Annotated in this window: 20 protein-coding genes; 13 read left to right on the forward strand and 7 right to left on the reverse strand. The window is 67.6% G+C overall.

Going from position 1 to position 18,912, the window contains the following annotated elements; translation table 11 throughout:
• Window positions 1-47 precede the first annotated feature (47 nt).
• The 4 genes from WKF39_RS04240 to WKF39_RS04255 are packed head-to-tail and all read left to right on the forward strand — an operon-like array spanning window position 48 to window position 3,595.
• Window positions 48-710, forward strand: a complete 663-nt coding sequence (locus WKF39_RS04240; protein WP_340385982.1) for a hypothetical protein — start codon at window positions 48-50, stop codon at window positions 708-710.
• Window positions 710-1,858, forward strand: coding sequence for a hypothetical protein (locus WKF39_RS04245; protein ID WP_340385983.1), 1,149 nt, complete (start codon window positions 710-712; stop codon window positions 1,856-1,858). Before WKF39_RS04240 ends, WKF39_RS04245 begins: the two co-directional genes overlap by 1 nt.
• A 40-nt stretch (window positions 1,859-1,898) precedes the next feature.
• Window positions 1,899-3,302 carry a wax ester/triacylglycerol synthase family O-acyltransferase gene (locus WKF39_RS04250; protein ID WP_340385984.1) on the forward strand — a complete coding sequence of 468 codons (1,404 nt, stop codon included), beginning with the start codon at window positions 1,899-1,901 and terminating at the stop codon, window positions 3,300-3,302.
• Entirely contained in the window at window positions 3,299-3,595 is a 297-nt protein-coding gene (locus tag WKF39_RS04255) for a hypothetical protein (RefSeq protein ID WP_340385985.1), read from the forward strand. The genes WKF39_RS04250 and WKF39_RS04255 overlap by 4 nt, the downstream gene beginning before the upstream one ends.
• Window positions 3,596-3,683: 88 nt before the next feature.
• On the opposite strand, the gene WKF39_RS04260 is transcribed toward WKF39_RS04255, so the two are convergent.
• Both WKF39_RS04260 and WKF39_RS04265 read right to left on the reverse strand, forming a co-directional pair.
• On the reverse strand, window positions 3,684-4,169 hold the full coding sequence (locus WKF39_RS04260) for a DUF2505 domain-containing protein (protein WP_340385986.1): 486 nt from the start codon (window positions 4,167-4,169) through the stop codon (window positions 3,684-3,686).
• A 24-nt stretch (window positions 4,170-4,193) separates the two neighbouring features.
• A complete protein-coding gene (locus WKF39_RS04265) occupies window positions 4,194-4,946 on the reverse strand; it encodes a PspA/IM30 family protein (RefSeq protein ID WP_340385987.1) in 753 nt (250 codons plus the stop codon).
• A gap of 106 nt (window positions 4,947-5,052) precedes the next feature.
• Here WKF39_RS04265 and WKF39_RS04270 point away from each other — a divergent pair, with 106 nt between their 5' ends.
• Window positions 5,053-5,646: a TetR/AcrR family transcriptional regulator gene (locus WKF39_RS04270; RefSeq protein ID WP_340385988.1), complete on the forward strand. Its 594-nt coding sequence runs from the start codon at window positions 5,053-5,055 to the stop codon at window positions 5,644-5,646.
• 172 nt (window positions 5,647-5,818) lie between these two features.
• Here the strand turns inward: WKF39_RS04270 and WKF39_RS04275 are convergent, their stop codons facing one another.
• From WKF39_RS04275 to WKF39_RS04295, 5 genes are all read right to left on the reverse strand, one after another.
• Entirely contained in the window at window positions 5,819-7,177 is a 1,359-nt protein-coding gene (locus tag WKF39_RS04275) for an IS1380 family transposase (RefSeq protein WP_340385989.1), read from the reverse strand.
• A 120-nt stretch (window positions 7,178-7,297) separates the two neighbouring features.
• Window positions 7,298-7,801: a hypothetical protein gene (locus WKF39_RS04280; protein WP_340385990.1), complete on the reverse strand. Its 504-nt coding sequence runs from the start codon at window positions 7,799-7,801 to the stop codon at window positions 7,298-7,300.
• 11 nt (window positions 7,802-7,812) lie between these two features.
• Window positions 7,813-10,563, reverse strand: a complete 2,751-nt coding sequence (locus tag WKF39_RS04285) for a penicillin acylase family protein (RefSeq protein WP_340385991.1) — start codon at window positions 10,561-10,563, stop codon at window positions 7,813-7,815.
• Window positions 10,564-10,651: 88 nt separating this feature from the next.
• A complete protein-coding gene (locus tag WKF39_RS04290) occupies window positions 10,652-11,932 on the reverse strand; it encodes a DUF222 domain-containing protein (protein ID WP_340385992.1) in 1,281 nt (426 codons plus the stop codon).
• A gap of 112 nt (window positions 11,933-12,044) precedes the next feature.
• Complete coding sequence (locus tag WKF39_RS04295; protein ID WP_340385993.1) at window positions 12,045-12,563, reverse strand: DinB family protein; 519 nt, start codon at window positions 12,561-12,563, stop codon at window positions 12,045-12,047.
• A gap of 186 nt (window positions 12,564-12,749) precedes the next feature.
• Here WKF39_RS04295 and WKF39_RS04300 point away from each other — a divergent pair, with 186 nt between their 5' ends.
• The 8 genes from WKF39_RS04300 to WKF39_RS04335 all read left to right on the forward strand — a co-directional run bounded on the left by WKF39_RS04300 (window position 12,750) and on the right by WKF39_RS04335 (window position 18,910).
• Window positions 12,750-14,348 carry an Ig-like domain-containing protein gene (locus WKF39_RS04300; protein ID WP_340385994.1) on the forward strand — a complete coding sequence of 533 codons (1,599 nt, stop codon included), beginning with the start codon at window positions 12,750-12,752 and terminating at the stop codon, window positions 14,346-14,348.
• 150 nt (window positions 14,349-14,498) lie between these two features.
• Window positions 14,499-15,737 (forward strand): ATPase, T2SS/T4P/T4SS family, encoded by a 1,239-nt coding sequence (locus WKF39_RS04305; protein ID WP_340385995.1) that lies wholly within the window; start codon window positions 14,499-14,501, stop codon window positions 15,735-15,737.
• A complete protein-coding gene (locus WKF39_RS04310; RefSeq protein WP_340385996.1) occupies window positions 15,725-16,585 on the forward strand; it encodes a type II secretion system F family protein in 861 nt (286 codons plus the stop codon). Before WKF39_RS04305 ends, WKF39_RS04310 begins: the two co-directional genes overlap by 13 nt.
• Complete coding sequence (locus WKF39_RS04315; protein ID WP_340385997.1) at window positions 16,582-17,496, forward strand: type II secretion system F family protein; 915 nt, start codon at window positions 16,582-16,584, stop codon at window positions 17,494-17,496. The genes WKF39_RS04310 and WKF39_RS04315 overlap by 4 nt, the downstream gene beginning before the upstream one ends.
• Window positions 17,497-17,526: 30 nt before the next feature.
• Window positions 17,527-17,688: a hypothetical protein gene (locus tag WKF39_RS04320; protein WP_340385998.1), complete on the forward strand. Its 162-nt coding sequence runs from the start codon at window positions 17,527-17,529 to the stop codon at window positions 17,686-17,688.
• Between the two features lie 3 nt (window positions 17,689-17,691).
• Entirely contained in the window at window positions 17,692-18,090 is a 399-nt protein-coding gene (locus WKF39_RS04325; RefSeq protein ID WP_340385999.1) for a TadE/TadG family type IV pilus assembly protein, read from the forward strand.
• Window positions 18,087-18,515, forward strand: coding sequence for a hypothetical protein (locus tag WKF39_RS04330; protein WP_340386000.1), 429 nt, complete (start codon window positions 18,087-18,089; stop codon window positions 18,513-18,515). The genes WKF39_RS04325 and WKF39_RS04330 overlap by 4 nt, the downstream gene beginning before the upstream one ends.
• The gene (locus WKF39_RS04335) at window positions 18,512-18,910 is read left to right on the forward strand and encodes a pilus assembly protein TadG-related protein (protein ID WP_340386001.1); all 399 of its coding nucleotides are present in this window, start codon (window positions 18,512-18,514) and stop codon (window positions 18,908-18,910) included. Before WKF39_RS04330 ends, WKF39_RS04335 begins: the two co-directional genes overlap by 4 nt.
• Window positions 18,911-18,912 lie beyond the last annotated feature (2 nt).

An 18,912-nucleotide genomic window follows, 5' to 3' on the forward strand; every position in this document is an offset into this window, starting at 1 on the left:
CTGACCCGGGTCTGGACGAAACGGTCTGGAGTCTGTACAACCGATGCATGACGAACTGGCGGGGGCCTGGGGGATCAGGCAGGGCAACGGCGCAGCGGCTGCGCATCCGACCGTGGCGGGACCCACGGCTCCTGATCGGGCTGCTGCTCGTCCTGGGAGCGACGATCTTGGGCGCACGTCTTGCGGCGGCCAGCGACGACACCGTCGCGTACTGGTCGGTGAAGTCGGCGGTGGAGCCAGGCGACCCGGTGACGCGGGACTCGCTCGAGGTGACCCGCGTCCGTCTGTCGTCGGCAGCAGAGGGCAACTATGTGCGCGCTGACGAGGAGTTCGCGGCGCCGCTCGCAGACCTCGTCTGGGCGCACGGTGTGGCCGGTGGATCGCTGGTCGACAAGGCCGCGATGGAGACACAGTCCCGCACGAGCCGGAGCCAGCTCCCGCTCAGCGTGGCCGACGGAGCCGCGCCGGCCAACCTTGGGCGAGGTGACCTCGTGGATGTGTGGGTGGGCCCCGGGCCGGGCGACGAGTCGGTTCGCAAGGCGCAGCTCGTGCTCGAGTCGGTCCGCGTCGTCGAGTCCGGCGATGACGCGGCAGCGCGGAGCGGTTCACTTGCCCAGACGGTTCTCGTGGATGTCGATGACTCCCAGCTCCGCGGAGCGGTCGTCAGCACAGTGGCGGCTGGGTACGTCACCCTGGTCCGGGTGTCCTGATGGATGTCGTGCTGGCGGCCGGCGAAGCCTCGTGGGAGGCCGCCGCGATCCGCGAGATCGAGGCTTCGGCATCGTTGCGCCTGGTCAGGCGGTGTGTCGATGTCGCCGACCTGCTGGCAGTGTCCGAGACGGGTCTGGCAACCGCGGCTCTCGTCACGGCCGATCTCGGCGGCCTCGATGCCGATGCGGTCTACCGGCTCGAGCACGCCGGCATACGCGTTGCCGCAGTCGAGGCCGACGTCGACCTGTGCCGCGCGCTCGGCATCGAGCGCACTCTGCGTCTGGGCGCCCTCGACATCGTCGCGCAGGACGCACCGGCACCTCGGCACCAGCAGCACGAGGAGCGGGCGGCGCTCATCGCCGTGTGGGGGCCTGCTGGCTCTCCCGGGCGCAGCACCGTCGCACTGGGCCTTGCCTCGGCGACCGCGGCGCAGGGTGTCGACACCGTCCTGGTCGACGCCGACACCTATGGCGGCTCGCAGGGACAGGCGTTGTCCGTCCTCGACGACGTGAGTGGAATCGTCGCGGCCTGCCGGGCCGCCAACACCGGACGAGCCGGCGAGGTCGTCGAACAACTGTTGGACATCGAGGAGAACCTCCGCCTGCTGACCGGGCTGCCGCGGGCCGACATGTGGCCGCAGGTACGCACGGGCGCCCTCGACCTGGTCCTCGGGCGGCTGCGATCGGCCGCGGGCCTGCTCGTCGTCGACTGCGGATTCTCGCTCGAAGCAGGATCCGGGCCAGCCGCCCATCGCAATCAATCGACCCTTCAGGTGCTGGAGCAGGCCGACCTCGTCGTCGCGGTCGGTCGGCCCGACCCGGTGGGCCTGGCTCGCCTGGTCCGGGGTCTGCATGACCTGGCCGAGGTGCTGCCGGGACGCACCCCGACCGTCGTGGTCAACATGACGCGGGCGTCCCTGGGGTGGCGTGAGCGTGAGATCGACGCCGCTCTGCGGCGGTTGACCGGGATCGCGCCGACGACCTACTTGCCGTTCGACCAGCCGGGGCTCGACCTCGCGGCGGTCAGCGGCCGGACGCCTCGGGAGGCCGCGCCATCGTCACCGTTCGTGACCCGGATCGAGGTCCTGGCACGTGAGCTCGTGGCGCAGGTCGGCACGCCTGCGGTCCTCGCCGCATCCGGCAGATAGGCCGGTGGTAACTTCTCTGCAGGACGTCCTGAGGAGAGTCATGCAACGGTTGAGCCCCCTTGACGCGATGTTCTTGCAGCAGGACAGCCCGACCGTTCCCCGCCAGATCGCCTCGTTGGCGATCCTCGAGCCGGGTGAGCACCCCCTCGACTACGACCGGCTGATCCACGTGATCAACGACCGCATCGACATCGTCCCGCGCTATCGCCAGGTCCCGCGTACCGTCCCGGGCTCGCTCGGCACACCGGTCTGGGTCGACGACGAGAGCTTCGACATCTCCCTGCACGTACGCCGCTCAGCCCTCCCGCGCCCCGGCACGACGGCGGCCCTCCACGAACTCGTCGGCCGACTCATCGCCCGCCGGCTCGACCTTGACCGGCCCCTGTGGGAGCTCTACCTCATCGAGGGGTTGTCCCAGGGTCGTGTCGCCCTGCTCTTCAAGGCCCACCAGTCCCTGGTCGACGGATCCGAGACGGTCGACCTGGCGCAGGTGCTGCTCGAGGAGACGGCGCACGACCGCGACATCCCTCATGAGGAGTGGAACCCACGCGTCGAGCCCAACTCGGCCGGCCTCGTCGTCGGCACCCTCAACCGGAACCTGCGGCATCCCGGTGAGGCGCTGCGGGTCGCGGAGCTCAACATCGGCCGCATCGCGCGCCGGCTGCCGGTGATCGGGGCAGACGGACAGGCTCCCCACAACGTGCTCTCGACCGAGCTTTCGCGACACCGGCGGTTCGCTTCGCTGGCGGCCCGTCTGGATGACTTCCGCCGCGTGCGTGAGGAGCACGGCGGCACGGTCAACGACGTCATCCTCGCGGCGATCGCCGGTGGCATACGTGGCTGGATGTTGACCCGTGCTGAGCCGGTCAACGCCAAGACCAGCTTCCGCGCGATGGTTCCGATGTCGGTCGTGGCCCAGGACGGCCTGCCGACCTCGCTCGGGTCCAAGGTCCGCGGTCATCTCCTGTCGCTGCCGGTCGGCGAGTCCAATCCCGTCGTACGCCTGCATCAGGTCTCCTACGCGCTCAAGGACCACCGCGAGACCGGATCGGCCGTCGCGGCCAACAAGCTGGCCAACCTCCCCGGATTCGCCACCTCGACATTCCACGCCGTGGGGGCCCGGGTCGCAGACTCGGAGGCCGGACGCGGGCACCAGATCGTGATCACGAATGTGCCCGGTCCACAGGATCCGGTCTACATGGCGGGAGCGGCCGTCAGTGAGGTCTACCCGTGCATCCCGCTGAGCGGCCATCGGGCCGTGGCGATCGGGGTGACGTCCTACAACAGCAAGGTGTTCTTCGGGATCGTCGCGGACCGCGATGCCGTCGCCGATGTCGACGTCCTCGCGCAGTGCATCGAGGACGCGCTGCAGGAGCTCGTCGAGTCGACCGAGACCCGCCGAGGACGCGCGCCACGAGGCCGGCAGCGGCCGGCCAAGCCATGAGGGTCTACCTCGCGGTCGAGGCCGATGAGCTCACGGCCCTGGGAGCTGGCGCGACGGTCACCCCGACCGCCTTCGTCGCCGCCTCGGAGGATGAAGAGGATGAGCTGGCAGCGCTCGAAGAAGCCGCCGAGCACGGCGCGGCCGTCGCGGCCGCCGAGCTCGACGACCCCGACGCACCGGTGCGGCTGGCAGATGTCGTGTCGTTCCACCTCGATGTCGACGGCAGTGGAGACCTCGCGTGGTATGCCACGCAGGAACTCGACGCCGTGCTCCGCATACTGCGTCCTTCCTGACCCAGAAACCACAAGATGTGGGCACCTGCGGCGGTCCGACTGCCTCGTGGACCGCTGCAGGTGCCCACATCCTGTGTGTGGTGGGAGGTCAGAGCTTGGTCTGCCCGTACTCGACCTCTTCGCGAAGCGAGGCCCGGATCGCCTTGGCGACCTCGGGCTCGATCTTCTTGCCGATGAACGGGATCGAGACCTTGACGTCGCCGTCGAGGGTGAACTCGGTTCCGCCCCCCTTGGCGAACAACTTGGCCTTGCCGGTCATCTCGGCGGGCTGGCCGATGATGCTGACCTTGACGTCGGCCGTACGGTTGCCGTCGCCGTCCGGCCCGCCCCACACCTCGGTCTGCTTGACCTTGACGGTCTTGCCGGTGAGCTTCTTGACGAAGTCGGGCATGTCGGCGTCCTGCACACGGACTACCGTCACAGTGGCGCAGTCTCCGGACTCCTCGATCGTGACGTCGTACTCGTGGGCGCCTTGGTTCTCGCAGGACTCCGTGCGGAATGCCTGGTCGGTGATCAGCGCGTAGACCGCTTCGACGTCGGCACCTGAATAGCTGAATTCTTCCTTGAGCTTCATCGGGTCATCCTCTCAGTGACTTCGTCATTGCGCAGCCGGGTCGACCGCTGGCGGCGCGCCGGCGCCGAGGCCCTTGAGCTCGGACAGGCGAGCCTCCACCTCGGCAGCGGTGCTGTCACCCTCGAGCTGTTCGAACTGGGCATCGAGGCTCGAGGCAGCGAGCTCGGCCTGGCCGGCCACCTGGGCCTCGACGCGGCGGACCTTGTCTTCGAACCGCGAGACCTCGCTCGTGGGGTCGAGGATGTCGATCGACTTGACGGCGTCCTGGACCTTGGCCTGTGCCTCGGCGGTCTTGGAGCGAGCCACGAGCTGGTCGCGCTTGGTCTGCAGCTCGCCGAGCTTGCCCTTCATGCCGATCAACCCGGTCTTGAGCTTCTCGACGACTTCGTTCTGCGATGCGATCTGCGGTGCTGCGGTCTTGGCCTCGTTCTCGAAGCCGATCTGCTTGCCCAGGGCAATCTTCGCGAGGTTGTCGAACTTGTCGGCCTCGGCGGACTGGCCCGAGGTCCGCAGCGTGTCGGCCTTTTGGGAGGCCGCGATGGCCTTCTGGCCCCACTCCCGTGACGCCGAAATGTCCTCAGCGTGATCGGCCTCGGCGAGGCGAAGGTTGCCGATGGTCTGGGCGACGGCCTCCTCGGCCTCGGCGATCGAGCTGGTGTAGTCGCGGACGAGCTGGTCGAGCATCTTCTCCGGGTCCTCGGCCTTGTCGAGGAGGGAGTTGATGTTGGCGCGGGTCAACTGGCCGATGCGCCCCAGGATGGACTGTTTCTGAGCCATGGTCATTCACTCTCTGTCAGGCGTGCTGCCGGTCGGGATGCTGCGTCACACTTCGATCTTGGTCCATGACACGGGTCGAGACAACCGGACCCACTAGGCTGGCCGGATGACGCGCCTCACCCGATCCCAGGTGCAGGACCGCAATCGCGAGACAGTCCTCGAGGTCGCCCGGGCGGCGTTCCTCCGCGACGGCTACGTCGCGACGTCGTTGGCGTCGATCGCCAAGGAAGCCGGCTTCACGACTGGCATCGTCTACTCGGGCTTCGGCAGCAAGGCCGATCTGGCGCTCGGCGTCGTCGGCCGTCTGCAGGCCGAGCAGATCCGTGCACTGGGGGAGCGGATCGGCGCGGTCACCAAGTCCCCCGACATGCTCGACGAGGTACGTCAATGGGCGCTCGAGGCCACCGCGTCCGGCTGGGTCCGGTTCGAGCTGGAGCTGCTGCTCGACACGATGGGCGACCCCCGCCTCGCGGAGGCCCAGACTGCACGGCAGACCGACGCCTTCCAGCAGGTCGTCGCGGTCGTGCGTCCGCGCATCCCGGTCGATCTGTTGGACGACGAGACGCTCGAGGTCCTGGCCGAGGCGGCCGTCGACTTCGCCATCGGCGTCGCGATCAGGCAGGTGGTCAATCCCGCCGCCTCCCTGGAGGGATTCCTCCGGCTGTTGGAGCCGATCGTCGCGAGCATCACGACTGCCTGACGCTGTGAGGTCCGTGCGCGATGTGGGACCTAGCCTCGATCTTTCATTGGGCTGAGGCTTCGGGCTCTTGATCCTTGGATCGTGTGTTTTGGGTTGAGGGCGTTGTTGAGTCCCGGCGTTGCTGTTTCGCCGGCGCTCCGGTTCCTCGGGTTGTAGTTTCGGGGGTCGATGTTCAGGTGATCGCGGCGAGTCGTCGGTGGCCGGTCAGGATGAGGTCGGTCCAGGGCCATCGTTTCGGCAGGCGCAGGATGTGTTGTCTGGCCGTGGTGATGATGCGGCCGGCGACGGCCAAGATTCGTAGCCTGAGTCGTTTGGGTTCCCAGATCCGTGCCGGGTTGTCGTGCCAGGCGAGGGTCTGGGTCCAGGTGATGAGTTCTGCGGCGAGTTGAGCGAGCTCGAGCCAGATCTGGTTCTTGTCGAATTCGTGCAGCGGCAGGTTGGTTGCGCCGGTGTCTTTGAGGTTGCGGATCCGGTCTTCACAGCGTGCTCGGGACCGGTGGCGGACCTCGAGTTGGGCCAGGGTCGGCCCGGTGGTGTTGGTCGCGAAGACCGTGATCCGCCACCCGTTGTCGTCGGTGATCCTCAGCTGCGCGCCGGGGTGGGGACGTTCTTTGCGGGCGATGACGCGCATGCCAGGGGGCCAGCCGGCGAAGGTGGACGGCAGCCATCGGGTCAGTTCAGCGACGAGCGCACCTTCGCGTCGGTGGCCGTCGGTGTCGAGGGCTTTCTTCCAAGCTTGGCGCGGCAGCGCGGCCAATGCATCAAGGACCGGCTGGCGACCATAGACGCCGACTGAGTACTGCAACCCCAGGTCGTGGACGTGGTGGACGAATTCGCGGACGCCAGCGCCGGAGTCTCCACGGACCAGCACCTTGGAACGCGATGGTTCAGGCAGTTGGGCCAGTGCTGCGTCCAGGACCGTGATCTGGTCGGCGGCGCTGTTCGCTGTTGCTTTTCCGGTCCGCAGCAGAGCTGCGAGTGGTTCACCGGTTCCGCCCGGGCCGTGGTCGACGAACGCCATCATCGGATGGAAACCGAAGCCACGTTTGTAGTTCGGCGACGCCAGTTCCTTCTCCGAATGGGCGCCGATCAGAGTCGCGTCCAGGTCAACGATCACCGTGTCGTCGTCGGCAAGGGGGCTGTGGTGGTCCCAGACCTTGGCCCGCGCTGACGCACGAGCAGACCTGATCACGTCGATGGCGGCGACCGGGTCGGCGCCGAGCGCCTCGATGAAGCGACTGATCGTGGGGTCGGAAGCGACCGGGCCGAACAGCTCGGGTTGGGCACGGATCAGCGAGATGTCAGCCAAGCAGTCGCCGCCAGCGGCGATCGCCAGGACCAGGTCCAGCACGATCTTGCCCGGGTCATGGATCGAGGCCGGTTTGCGCCACCTGGACAATCCAGCCGTCAGAACATCGGAAAGGCCGCTGGCAGACGCGGTCTGGGCCAGCAGTGACAGACCCGATGAGGAGATCAGCGACTCGCTGCCAGCAGCAACATGGACACGACGACCAGCCACGATATTCTTCATCTACGGAGTGCCTTTCAATCGGTCCGAATTATGTCTTCGTAAACACAATTCTTCCCGACATGACAGGCATTTCCGTGCGTTCAGGGCCGTGTCACCCCACCAACCGATGAAAGATCGAGGCTAGGGGTATTTGCGCGTCTTCCCGTCGGCCGTGCCGCATTCCTGGCCGGCGACGGGGGCCGGAAATCGGTACTTCTCGAGCACCGAGCAGTCGGGGAGGGTCTGTCCGGTCCAGACCTCACGCCATCCTCCGCCGACCCGGGCCCACAGCGCCGCATCGCCGCCGCACTGCGGGATGAAGCTTCCGCCGGCCGCCCAGCCCCGGGTGTCGACCTTGGCCACACGGATCTCGGGCTTCTCGGTGCAGACGTCGTCCTTGCTGTCCTGCAGGCGTTGCAGGTCAGCGACGATGAACGACGTGAAGTCCTCGGGCGCACCCGTCAGCTTGGCGACGTCGGCTGCGCGCGCCACGATGACCCCGTCATCGCCGTAGTCGATCAGTGTCGTGGCGGTCGGCGTCGCACTCTTCGTCGGATCGCCTGCCGTGCCGCCCGGCCCGTCCGAGCCGCCGCACCCCGCGGTGATCAACACCAACGCGATGGCCACCATCGGGATACGTCTCATGTCGACCAGTATCACCGAGCCCGGTGTGTGCGGTAGTCAACGACTTGCTGGAAGGTCGGCCGGTTCTGCCAGTCGATCGGACGGACGCCGACGACGCCACCACTCGTGGCCCGGATGTAGTCGATCGTCTTGTCGTAGGTCAGCTGGCCCGCGCTGGTCACACCTTGCGCTGTCTGAGCCCGCTGCACGGCGTTGAGCAGCGACGCGCGCAGCCTCGTGCGGCAGGTCGTGAGCGTGCCGCAGAGCCGATAGGCGTACGGCGTCTTCACGGTCGAGCCGGTCAGCTGGCGCAGCTCCTTGTCGATGTAGCCGTACCAGGGAGAGCCGAGCCATGCGGAGCCGCTGCCTCCGCGCGGGTGGTCGTCGAGGGGCTGGGGCAGCGCGCGGGCGAGGTCGACGCCCAGGCTCGGCGTCACGAAGTCGTATGCCAAGGACTTGTCGCCGTCCTCCCACCATGTGTCGAAGATGCGGATCGCGGCCTGGTGGGCATAGGAGCCGGTGCGGTCGTAGTCGACGCGGTGGGCGCCTGACGCCAGCCAGGCCGACAGCAGGGAGCGCGCCTTGGTGGTCTTGGGGTCATCGCCGAGCACCTTGAGCAAGACAGGTAGCAGCTCCTTCGCGCGGACGTCCTCGGTCGCGGCGTCCTGGACCATCCCGGCGAGCTGGGCCCGACCGATCTTGCCGGCCGCGATGGCCTTGGTCACGCGCCGGCTGAGTGCCTGCGAGCGATGCACGGAGCCGTCGGACCACTTGTCGTCCGCTGCGGCGAAGTCACGTGCGGGCTTGTTGTTCCAGCTCGCGAGATAGCCCGTCGACGGGTTGGTCTGCTGGACATGCCTGGCGGCGCTGAGCCAGCCGGTCGGGTCGTACTTCTTGCCGGACCAGCGGGGCATGTCGGTATCGGTGCCCTCCGCACGCAAGGGAAGTCGCCCTGATGAGAAGAACGCGATGTCGCGGTCGTCGGCGTAGAACCAGTTGAACGTGTAGTCGATGCCGTTGGCGGCCTGCTTGAACGTTGTTGCATTCTTGACGAAGTCGGGGTCGTTGAAGCGCGAGAATCCGATGATCGAGGCAGCCTCACGACCGTAGGTGCTGCGCTCGATGACGACCGCGACCGGCACGCCCTTGACGGTCGTGCGAGTCTGCACGATGCCGTGGTTGGTGCGCCACACCTGCATCTTGAGCGTCTTGGGCGCCGTGGGGGCCGAGATGTTGGGGACCACGGTCTGCTTGTGCTCGTTGTACTGCATCGGCACGCACGCGCCGTCGTCCTTGCGGTAGGACGTCGAATTGACCGTCGGAGTGCTGCCGTCGGCGTTGCACAGCTTTTCGACCACGGTGTCGATGTTGTCGCTGCCCGAGCTGGTCGCCGACCAGGCGTAGTCGAGGCCGTGGCCGAGCTCGACGACGAGGTTGGTTCCGGCGAACGAGACGCCCCGCGCGAAGACCCCGGGGCCCATCAGCACCTGCTCGTTGAGCAGCTGGGGGTTGAAGTAGCCGGTCTGCGGACCGAACACGGCGAGCGGACGCCCCGTCTTGGTCTTGCTGGCACCGACCAGCAGCGCGTTGCTCATGCCGTTGGCCGCGAACAGGCTGCTGAGATCGATTGTCCCTGAGGGTGTCTCGACCTCGTCCGGCACGCCGGTGAGCCCGAGCCTGAGCGCGTCCAGCAAGGTCTCGATGGGAGTGGCGCTGCCGGCGTCGTCGCCCGAGCCGGTGCCATGCGCGCCGTCGACATCGGGGATCGCGACGCCCGCCTGGCGGGGGTTGAACCCCTTGTTGTCGTAGGGGAAGGACAGCGTCGAGGTGGTCGGCGCCTCGGCGTCGTTCTTCGCCCGCAGGCTGGCGAACATCTTGTCGGCCTTGGTGCTGCCGAACTTCTTGACGAGCTGGCCGTAGAACATGCTGTTGGCATATTCCTGACCGCCTCCCTTGCCGAAGATGCCCCCGACGAGTGAGGCGACATACGTCAGGTCTGCGCGGGTCCAGGGGGCGGGCTTCTTCTGCAGTGCGACGTATTCGGCCGGGCAGGCGACGCCGGTCGGCAGCCCGAGCGGGCACATCTTCTCCTGCGCCGCGTTGATCCCGGCGAGGTAGGCGTCGGCGCCCTCCAGCAGACGCTGGCCCTCGGCACCATTCTCTCGCGCGATGATGTCGAGCTGGTCGGCCGCCTCCTTGGGCGTGTAGTACGCCGAGCGGACCTGTGCACGGTCCATCGCGATGTTGCCCGGTGTGCCGCCGACGAACTCTGCGCCCCGGCCCGCGCCGAGGTGGCGCAACGCGTCCATCAGGAACATGCGGTCCTGAGTGCCGGCGAACCCGGCGCCGAACATCGTGTCGTTGTAGGTCTTGCCGGTGATGTACGGGACGCCGAACGAGTCACGCACGATCGTGACCCCGGCCTTGGGGGTATCGGTGCTGACGACCTTGTCCGGGACGAACCCGGCCTTCTTGTAGTCCTGGTCGACCACGGCGTCGGTGATCGTGCCGGGTTTGTACGTTGCGAGGTCGTCATACATCTCGAGCTGGTCGGCGTAGTTCTTGGGCGCGTTCTTGCCTTCCACGGCGGTCAAGCCGCCGCCGAGAAGCACTTCGACGAGCTGCAGTGCCGTGATCGTCCCGCGTTGGCCGGCCGGCACGATGTTGCGGACGGTCCCGTAGGAGTCGGCGGTCGTGGGGGAGGGCGCAGTGGCAGCGTTGGCGGGTATCGCCGCCGCTGCGACTGCCAGGACGCTGAAGACGGTGAAGACGGCACGGCGCACGGAGGTGCTCCTCTGTCTCGAAATGTGTTGCCGGTCACAACGATCGAGGTCGGCGCGGGGTTACACCCCGTCTCTCGGCGTCTCCGGATCAGGGTCGCCAGCGGTGGTTTCGCTGCCAGATGCCGCGAGGTTTCTTGATCTCGATGGTGCCGTCGGCCGCGAGCCGGAACTGCCAGTCCTGGTCGTGGGCCTGGTGGTGGTGCAGGGAGCACAGCGAGGCGCCGTCGTCGATGTTGGTGGTGCCGCCTTGGGCCCAGTCCTCTCGCCAGTGATGGCCCTCGCACCAGCCGGGCGGCGCTTCGCAACCCGGCGTCACGCAGCCGAGGTCTCGTCTGGCCTGGGCGATGCGCTGGGCAGGTGTGAACAGTCGTTTGGAGCGACCCATGTCCAGTGGGAGCGAAGTGCCGCTGAACACCATCGGCATGATGCCTTGCGTGCACGCGATGCGGCGAAGCTCGCCGCTGGACACCCGCGTGCCCGTGGTCAGGGTCGCCGCTCCGACCTGGCTCTGCAGGTCGCTCAGGTCGATGTTGACCGTGATGAGTGCGGGGGTGCCGCCAGCGGTGGGGAGCTTGTCGGCGGGGAGGTGCTCCAGGATCCCGGTGAAGGCGCGACCCATCCGTTGGGCATACGTCAGCTCGTCCTGGTCGCGCTCCTGCTCGGCGGTCAGGTGGCGGCGCCGCGGAGCCGCGATCGCGTCCAGTGAGGACTTGAGCATCTCGGCCTGCAGCTCCGGCAGACGACCGCCGAATCGCCAGGTGCCGTCCTTGTCGTCGACCATCCACATCTCGGTGCGGGTCCAGGCCCTCCGCTCACGCAGCCGCAACGCCTCGTCCTCGTCGCGCGCTGCCTCGGCCGGTTGCCTGAACACGTCGGAGATCCGCAACGCCCGTCGGCGCAGGTCCTTGATCGGGAACCGCCTGGCGTCGGCGATCAGGGTGGTCTCGCACGCCTCGCGCTGCTGCTGCGTCACGGTGCCGGGCAGGTCGGCCATCGCGCCGGCGATCACAGCAGCCTGCGTCTCGGCGAGCTCGCCGGAGGCCAACGCATCCTCGGTCAGCGGAGCCGACGACAGGGTCTTGGCAACCCGCACGGTGCGGTCGGCCTCGAACTTGTCGCGTCCGAACCCGTGTGCCAGCAGCTCGCCGGTGCGCGCCCTGTCGCCCAGCCCGGCGTCGAGGGCGCGCACGGCGGCCAGCTCCTGGGCGGTCAGCCGTGCCCTGAGCCGGCGCAGTCGCTCGACAGCGCCCCGCTGTGTCGCGGGATCCAGGTCGGCATAGCCATCAGTCGGCATCGAGTCGAGGATCTGATCGAGCGCGTCCATACAGCCCACCAGAGGTGGCGGCAACGGCACGAGCTCGGCGACCATGATCCCCTCTATCAATAGAACGTATGTTCGACTGATTCCAATCTAGACGAGGGGTCGGACACTGTCCATCGACGTACGACTGCGCTGTGGACAAGGCGCAAGAGCGGGCTGTTCAGCGACTCGTGACGCCGTCGATCGCCTCGCGGATGAGATCTGCGTGGCCGTTGTGCCGGGCATATTCCTGAATCATGTGGAGGTAGAGCATCCGCAGCGACATGTCCTCGCCGTGACTGTCGAAGGTCACATCGAGGTCGAGGGCCGTCGCAACGGCATCGGCAGCGCGCTGCTCCTCCAGCAGCTGCGCGACGGCGGCTTCTGCGTCAGCCGGGTCGATGACATTGAAGTCGGTGTCATCCCGCGCCTCGAAGTTGTGGAGGTGCTCGATGTCCTGCTGCGCGAGCCGCTTGCGGAACCAGATCCGCTCGACCTTGGCCATGTGCCGTACGAGGCCGAGCAGGGTCAACGGCGTCGAGGGGATTGGCCGGGCCGCGAGCTGCTCGGCGGTCAGACCGGCGCAGATGTTGAGAAGTGTGGCGCGGTGATGGGCCAGCATCTCTTCGAGCAGCGGCCGGTCAGGGCCGGTCATGGGGCCCTCGGGCGCGGGGGTGGGGACGGGTGCGATCCAGGTCATGGAGAGATCCTCCCACCCGTGCGGTGGTGTCTGCCGCGGAGCGCGAACGCACGCCTTTCCAGCCGCGAGAACTCCGATGAGCGAACGTAAAACATCTAGTCTTTTACTTCACAAGACATGCCCTGGTCCTCTACGCTCACTTTTCGAGAGAGGCCACTCCTAGGGCTTCGTTCGTCAGGGGTTCCCGTGGGTGTCATCCGTGCAATTCTCGTACTGCTCGTGTCCTTCGTGTTGCTGGTGCCTGCCGGCGCCGCATCCGCCGAGGAGGAGACGCACGCGGGCGAGGTGACCTCTCCGCCAACGTCCGAAGCGTCTGAGGCCGACGAAGGTGCAGACACCGGGCCGGCGCCTGAGGTCCCGGACGAGGAGCCGGCGCCAACGGAGCCGGCCGTCACCGACGCCCCGGCGATCGAGGCCCCGCAGCTGGCGCCACAGTTCAGTCAGCGCGCGGCACCTGTGGGCATCCTCGCCGCCCCAGTGGCCACCGACGATGTCTATTCGGTCGCGAGCGGGGCAAGCCTGAACGTCTTCGCCCCGGGTGTTTACCTGAACGACGTCGGGGTCCCCGATGAGCCGGGTCAGTTCGTCGTCGAGAATGATGTGGACCACGGGACGTTGGGTCAAAATTATGATGGCGGTTTCGTCTACGACTCGGACGACGGCTTCACCGGGACCGACACCTTCACCTATCACTTCGTGAACCCGCTCGACGAGGTGAGCAGCACCGCCACCGTCACCATCACGGTCGTTCCGCTGGACTCGGCGGCGAAGGACGATGCTTACTCGTTTCCGACTAGCTTGACTACGTTCTCCACGAACTTCACCGACGGCGTCCACGCCAACGACGTCGGAACTTCCAATCAGCCGGTCACGGTCGTCGACGGCGTCGATCATGGGACGCTCGTGGTTCATGGCTTCGGTGGGTTCGACTACACCCCCGATCCGGGCTACATCGGCTTCGACTCGTTCACCTACAACTTCGTCCCGATCGGCGGCACCGAGCCGACCAACACCGCGACGGTGACGATCCAGGTCCGTCCTTTGCAAGCCGTCGCGGAGGACGACAACTACACGACACCGATCGACACGGCGCTCAACGTCCCGCCGCCTGGGGTGCTGGCCAACGACACACCCGGGTTTGTATTCTTCGACGTCGTCGACGACGTCCAGCATGGAACGCTCGCGCAGGGTTTCGACGGCAACTTTCTCTACGAACCAGATGCGGGCTTCGAGGGCTATGACACCTTCACGTACCGCCTCGTCGACAACGAGAAGTATGACCAGCCCTCCAACACCGCGACGGTCCGGATCAAGGTCGGCAACCCCCCGCCGGTCGCAGTGGACGATGAGTTCGAGATCGAGACGTGCGAGTTCAACGGCACACCGGTTCTGCCAAACGACCCGGATCGTGAGGTGGAGTCGCAGCCCACCGTCGTCAAGCCGGTCGAGCACGGCTCCCTCATCCCTTTCGGCACATCATTCATCTACGCGCCTGAAGACGGTTATGTCGGCGACGACACCTTCACCTACTTCTACGTCGTTGATGGCCAGGCCTCGAACACGGCCACGGCCACCATCCACGTCATGCCGTGCAGTGACGGTGGAGACGACGACGGTGGTGACGAAGACGGTGGATCTGACTCTCCTCCCGAGCCAGGTGCCGACCTCGACGACTCGGACCAGGTGCTCCCTGACACAGGGGCCAGGCTGCCGCTGTGGATGCTTGGGCTGGCTCTGGCGTCCGTGTCTCTGGGTGGTGTCCTGGTCAGGAAGCGGACGGCCTGAGTCGGCGGCTCACGGACTTCCCGAAGGGTGTGCCTGATGGGGTGATTCCACAGCTCCCGTTGTCAGCCCTTCCCAAATCTCCCGACATTAGGCACTATTTCCCCAAGTCACTTTCGGGGCCTCGTCCCCTGAGCGAGAGGCCATCGGGGGATGGAATCATCGACGTCGGCATTGTCCGAGCGCGTGCGCGACCTCGTGCGTCAGCGCCGGATCGACCCGCGCACCGACACGGGATCCGTACGTCAGGTGGCGCTCGACGTCATCGCCGAGCACGAGTCACGCAGCCTGACAGGCGCCGTCCGGTCGCTGGAGGAGCCTGAGCTGGTCGTCGGGCAGATCGTGGCCGACGTCTCCGGGTTCGGGCCGCTCCAGCAGTTCCTCGATGACGAATCGGTCGAGGAGATCTGGATCAACGATCCCGCCAGGGTCTTCATCGCACGCGCTGGCCGGCACGAGCTGACCTCGCTGATCCTCACGTCTGACCAGGTGCGGGAGCTGGTCGAGCGGATGCTGAGCTCGTCGGGTCGTCGCCTCGACATCAGCCAGCCTTTCGTCGACGCGATGTTGCCAGGCGGGCACCGCCTGCACGTGGTCCTCGACGGCATCTCCCGGGGCTTCGCCGCGGTCAACATCCGCAAGTTCGTGGCACGGGCACACTCGCTAGCGGACCTGGTCTCCCTCGGGACCCTCGACCAACGCTCAGCGGGGTTCCTCGACGCGAGCATCCTGGCCGGGCTGAACATCATCGTGTCGGGTGGCACGCAGGCGGGCAAGACGACCCTGCTCAACTGCCTGGCCGCCTCGATCCCCGGCTCGCAGCGGCTGGTCTCGGTCGAGGAGGTCTTCGAGTTGCAATGCGGGCACCCGGACTGGGTGGCGATGCAGACACGGCAGGCCGGGCTCGAGGGCACCGGAGAGATCTCACTGCGGATCCTCATCAAGGAGGCGCTGCGCATGCGCCCCTCCCGCCTGATCATCGGCGAGGTGCGCTCCGCGGAGTGCCTGGACCTGCTGCTGGCCCTCAACGCGGGACTGCCCGGCATGGCCAGCATCCATGCCAACTCGGCGCGTCAGGCGCTGGTCAAGATGTGCACGCTCCCGCTCCTGGCCGGCGACAACATCGGCTCACGATTCGTCGTGCCGACCGTTGCGTCGTCGGTCGACCTCGTCGTGCACACCGGGATCGACGCGGACGGCTCGCGAGCCGTCCGCGAGATCGTCGCCGTGACGGGTCGGGTCGAGAACGACCTGATCGAGTCCGAACCGGTCTTCGTACGCCGCGGCGGTCGCCTTGAGCGCGGCCCCGGCGTACCGCTGCGGCGTGAGGCGTACGAGCAGGCCGGTGTGGATCTCGACGGCGTGTTGGGGGTCGGTCGATGGGCGCCCTGATCGGGTTGATGGCCGGTGTCGGCGTGCTCCTGGTCGGCTGGACATTCGCCGAGCCGGGCTGGCGGCCCGTGCGTCGCCGAGCCCGGCGGACCGGCCGGCTTGAGGACCTGCTGGCCCGTGCAGGGGTGGAGGGCGTCTCGCCGACTCAGGTCGTGGCGATGTGCGCAGTTGCCTTCGCGGTGGCCGCCTTCGCCTTGACCGCCGCTTCAGGCGTGGTCGCGATCGGGGTGATCTTCGGGCTGATGGCCGGTGTCCTACCCATCACGGTGCTGCGCGGTCGGGCCGCCCGGCGCGTTCGCGAGCACGCGGCGTTGTGGCCCGATGCGGTCGACAACCTCACCTCTGCCGTCCGTGCGGGACTGTCGTTGCCCGAAGCACTGATGCAGCTGGGCGAGCGAGGTCCCGAAGGACTCCGCGCGCCATTTCGGCAGTTCGGTCGCGACTACCAGGCGACGGGACGTTTCCACGACTCGCTCGACCTGCTCAAGGCCCGACTCGCCGATCCTGTGGGGGATCGCGTCATCGAAGCGTTGCGAATCGCTCGTGAGGTCGGGGGCGGCGACCTCGGCCGCATGCTGCGCGCCCTCTCGGGCTTCCTGCGCGACGACCTGCGTACGCGCGGGGAGCTCGAGTCGCGACAGTCCTGGACCGTCAACGGCGCCCGCCTGGCCGTCGCAGCGCCGTGGGCCGTTCTGCTGTTCATGTGCCTGCAGCAGGACGTCGTGCGGCGGTTCGCCACGACCGCCGGGCTGATCGTGCTCGCGAGCGGCGCGGTTCTCTGCGTCGTGGCCTACCGGCTGATGATGTGGATCGGCCGGCTGCCGACCGACAAGCGGATCCTCGCGTGACCGGCGCGGTGGTCGGACTCCTGCTCTCGAGCGGGCTGCTGTTGACAGCATCGGGGTGGTCACGGACGCGGCGCCCCTCGCTCGAGCAGCGGTTGGCGCCCTACGTACGCGACGTCCATCCATACGCCGTGACTCCTGGCCGACCGCGTGGCGTTGTCGACGCGGTGTTCGGGCCGTCCGTCCGGAGAGCCGGTCGGGCCGTCGGAGATCTGCTCGGTGGCTCGGCGAGCGTGTCGCGGAGACTGGTCCGGCTGGGGTCCGTCACGACGGTCGACGACTTCCGTATCCGCCAGGTTCTGTGGGGCGCAGGTGGGCTCGCCGCCGCCATCGTGGTCTCCGCATATCTGTGGTCGGAGCGGGGCACCAGCGTGCCGGTGCTGCTGGTCATCTGCGGGGTGGGTTTCGCGAGCGGCGTCCTGTGGTGTGACAACAACCTGTCGAGCCGGGTGACTGCGCACGAGCGTGAACTGCTGGCCGAGTTCCCGGTCGTCGCGGATCTGTTGGCGCTCGCGGTGGCTGCCGGGGAGAGCCCGGTAGCGGGCCTCGAACGGATCATGAAGGTGTGCCACGGCGTCCTGTCTGACGAGCTCGCGCGCGTCGTCGCAGACATCCGCACCGGTACGCCGATGGCACAGGCATTCGACGGGCTCGCCGTTCGCACAGGTGTCACGAGCATCGCGAGATTCGCTGAGGGACTTGCCATCGCGGTCGAACGCGGCTCGCCGCTGGTCGACGTCCTGCACGCCCAGGCCGCGGATGTCCGCGAGGCGGCGCGACGTGAGCTGATGGAGGCCGGCGGGCGCAAGGAGGTCGCGAAGATGATCCCGGTGGTCTTCCTGATCCTCCCGGTCACTGTCGTGTTCGCATTCTTCCCGGGTTATGTCGGGCTTCATCTCACCTCGGGCATGTAGGCCTCGGGTCCCTAAAGGAAGGCAACTCCCATGTGGCAATTCCGATCCCACCGCAATGACGAGCGGGGTGACGTCCCAGGCTGGGTCATGATCACGGTCATGAGTGCCGGTTTGGTGGCCATCTTGTCGGCGGTCGCCGGACCGCAGCTGAGACAGATGCTGACGCAGGCGTTGTCGGCAGTCGGCGGCTGACCTGTGGCCGCCCCCGCTCGCAGGGTCCGCGGCGAGGAGGGCGCTGCAGTGGTCGACTTCGTGCTGATCATGGTTCTGCTGGTGCCGCTCGTGCTCGGGGTCGCGCAGGTCGCACTGGTGTTGCACGTGCGCAACACCGTGGCGGCCGCGGCATCGGAGGGTGCACGGGCATCGGCGCCGCTGGGTGCCACGCCTAGCGACGGGGCCGCTCGTACGCGCCGCATGATCCGGGACGCGCTGGCCGATCGTTACGCCGACGACGTCACCGCCTCGCGCACCACGGTGGGCGGCGTGCCTGCAACCGTGGTCGTGGTGCGCGCCCGCGTGCCTGCCCTGGGAGTGCTCGGCCCGTCGGTGCCGATCACCGTACGCGGGCATGCCGTGAGCGAGGTCGCGCCGTGAACCAGGACTCTGAGGGCACGGCCACGATCGAGTTCGTCTGGCTGTCGGTGCTGCTGCTGGTCCCGTTCGTCTACATTCTCGTGGCGGTGTTCGACGCCCAGCGAGCCGCCTACGGCGTGTCAACGGCGAGCCGGTCGGCTGCGCGCGCATTTCTCCAGTCGCCCGATGCGGCCTCGGGCGAGCAGCGGGCCAGGCTGGCCGCACAGGTGGCCCTGGACGATCAGGACCTGCCCCGCGCCAGTGTGCGCATCACGTGTCTGCCCTCCCCGTCGGACTGCCTGCAGCCGGGATCGTCGGTGCGAGTCGTCGTGCGTACGACCCAGGCCATGCCGCTCACGCCGACCGCGCTCGGCTCGCAGCTGGGGGGCATCACGGTCGACAGCACCCACACCGAGCCCTACGGCAGCTTCCGGAGCGAGCGATGAGACGGGAGAGCGGTGAGATCACGGTCATGACGATTGGGTTCTTCGTGTTCCTCGGCCTGCTCGCGGTCGTGGTCATCAACTCATCTGCCGCCTTCCTGCAGCGTCGTGAGCTCGACAACGTCGCCGACGGTGCCGCGCTGGCCGCGGCAGACGGGCTGAGCCGTGCGGACTTCTATCGGCGCGGCGAGGTCCGGCTCGACGGCGCCGAGGCTCGCCGGCTGGTCGGCAGCCATGTGACGGGTGAAGGCATCCGCGTCGTGCAGATCAGCACCGTCGGTGATGAGGTGCGGGTGCGTCTGGAGCGTACGGTCGGTCTCGCGCTCACGCCGCCGGGTTGGACGTCCCGGACGACGATCGTGTCCGAGGCGACCTCGCAGCTCCGGCTCGGCGAATAGCC

The sequence above is a fragment of the Aeromicrobium sp. genome, from assembly GCF_037719875.1.
Classification (GTDB): domain Bacteria; phylum Actinomycetota; class Actinomycetes; order Propionibacteriales; family Nocardioidaceae; genus Aeromicrobium.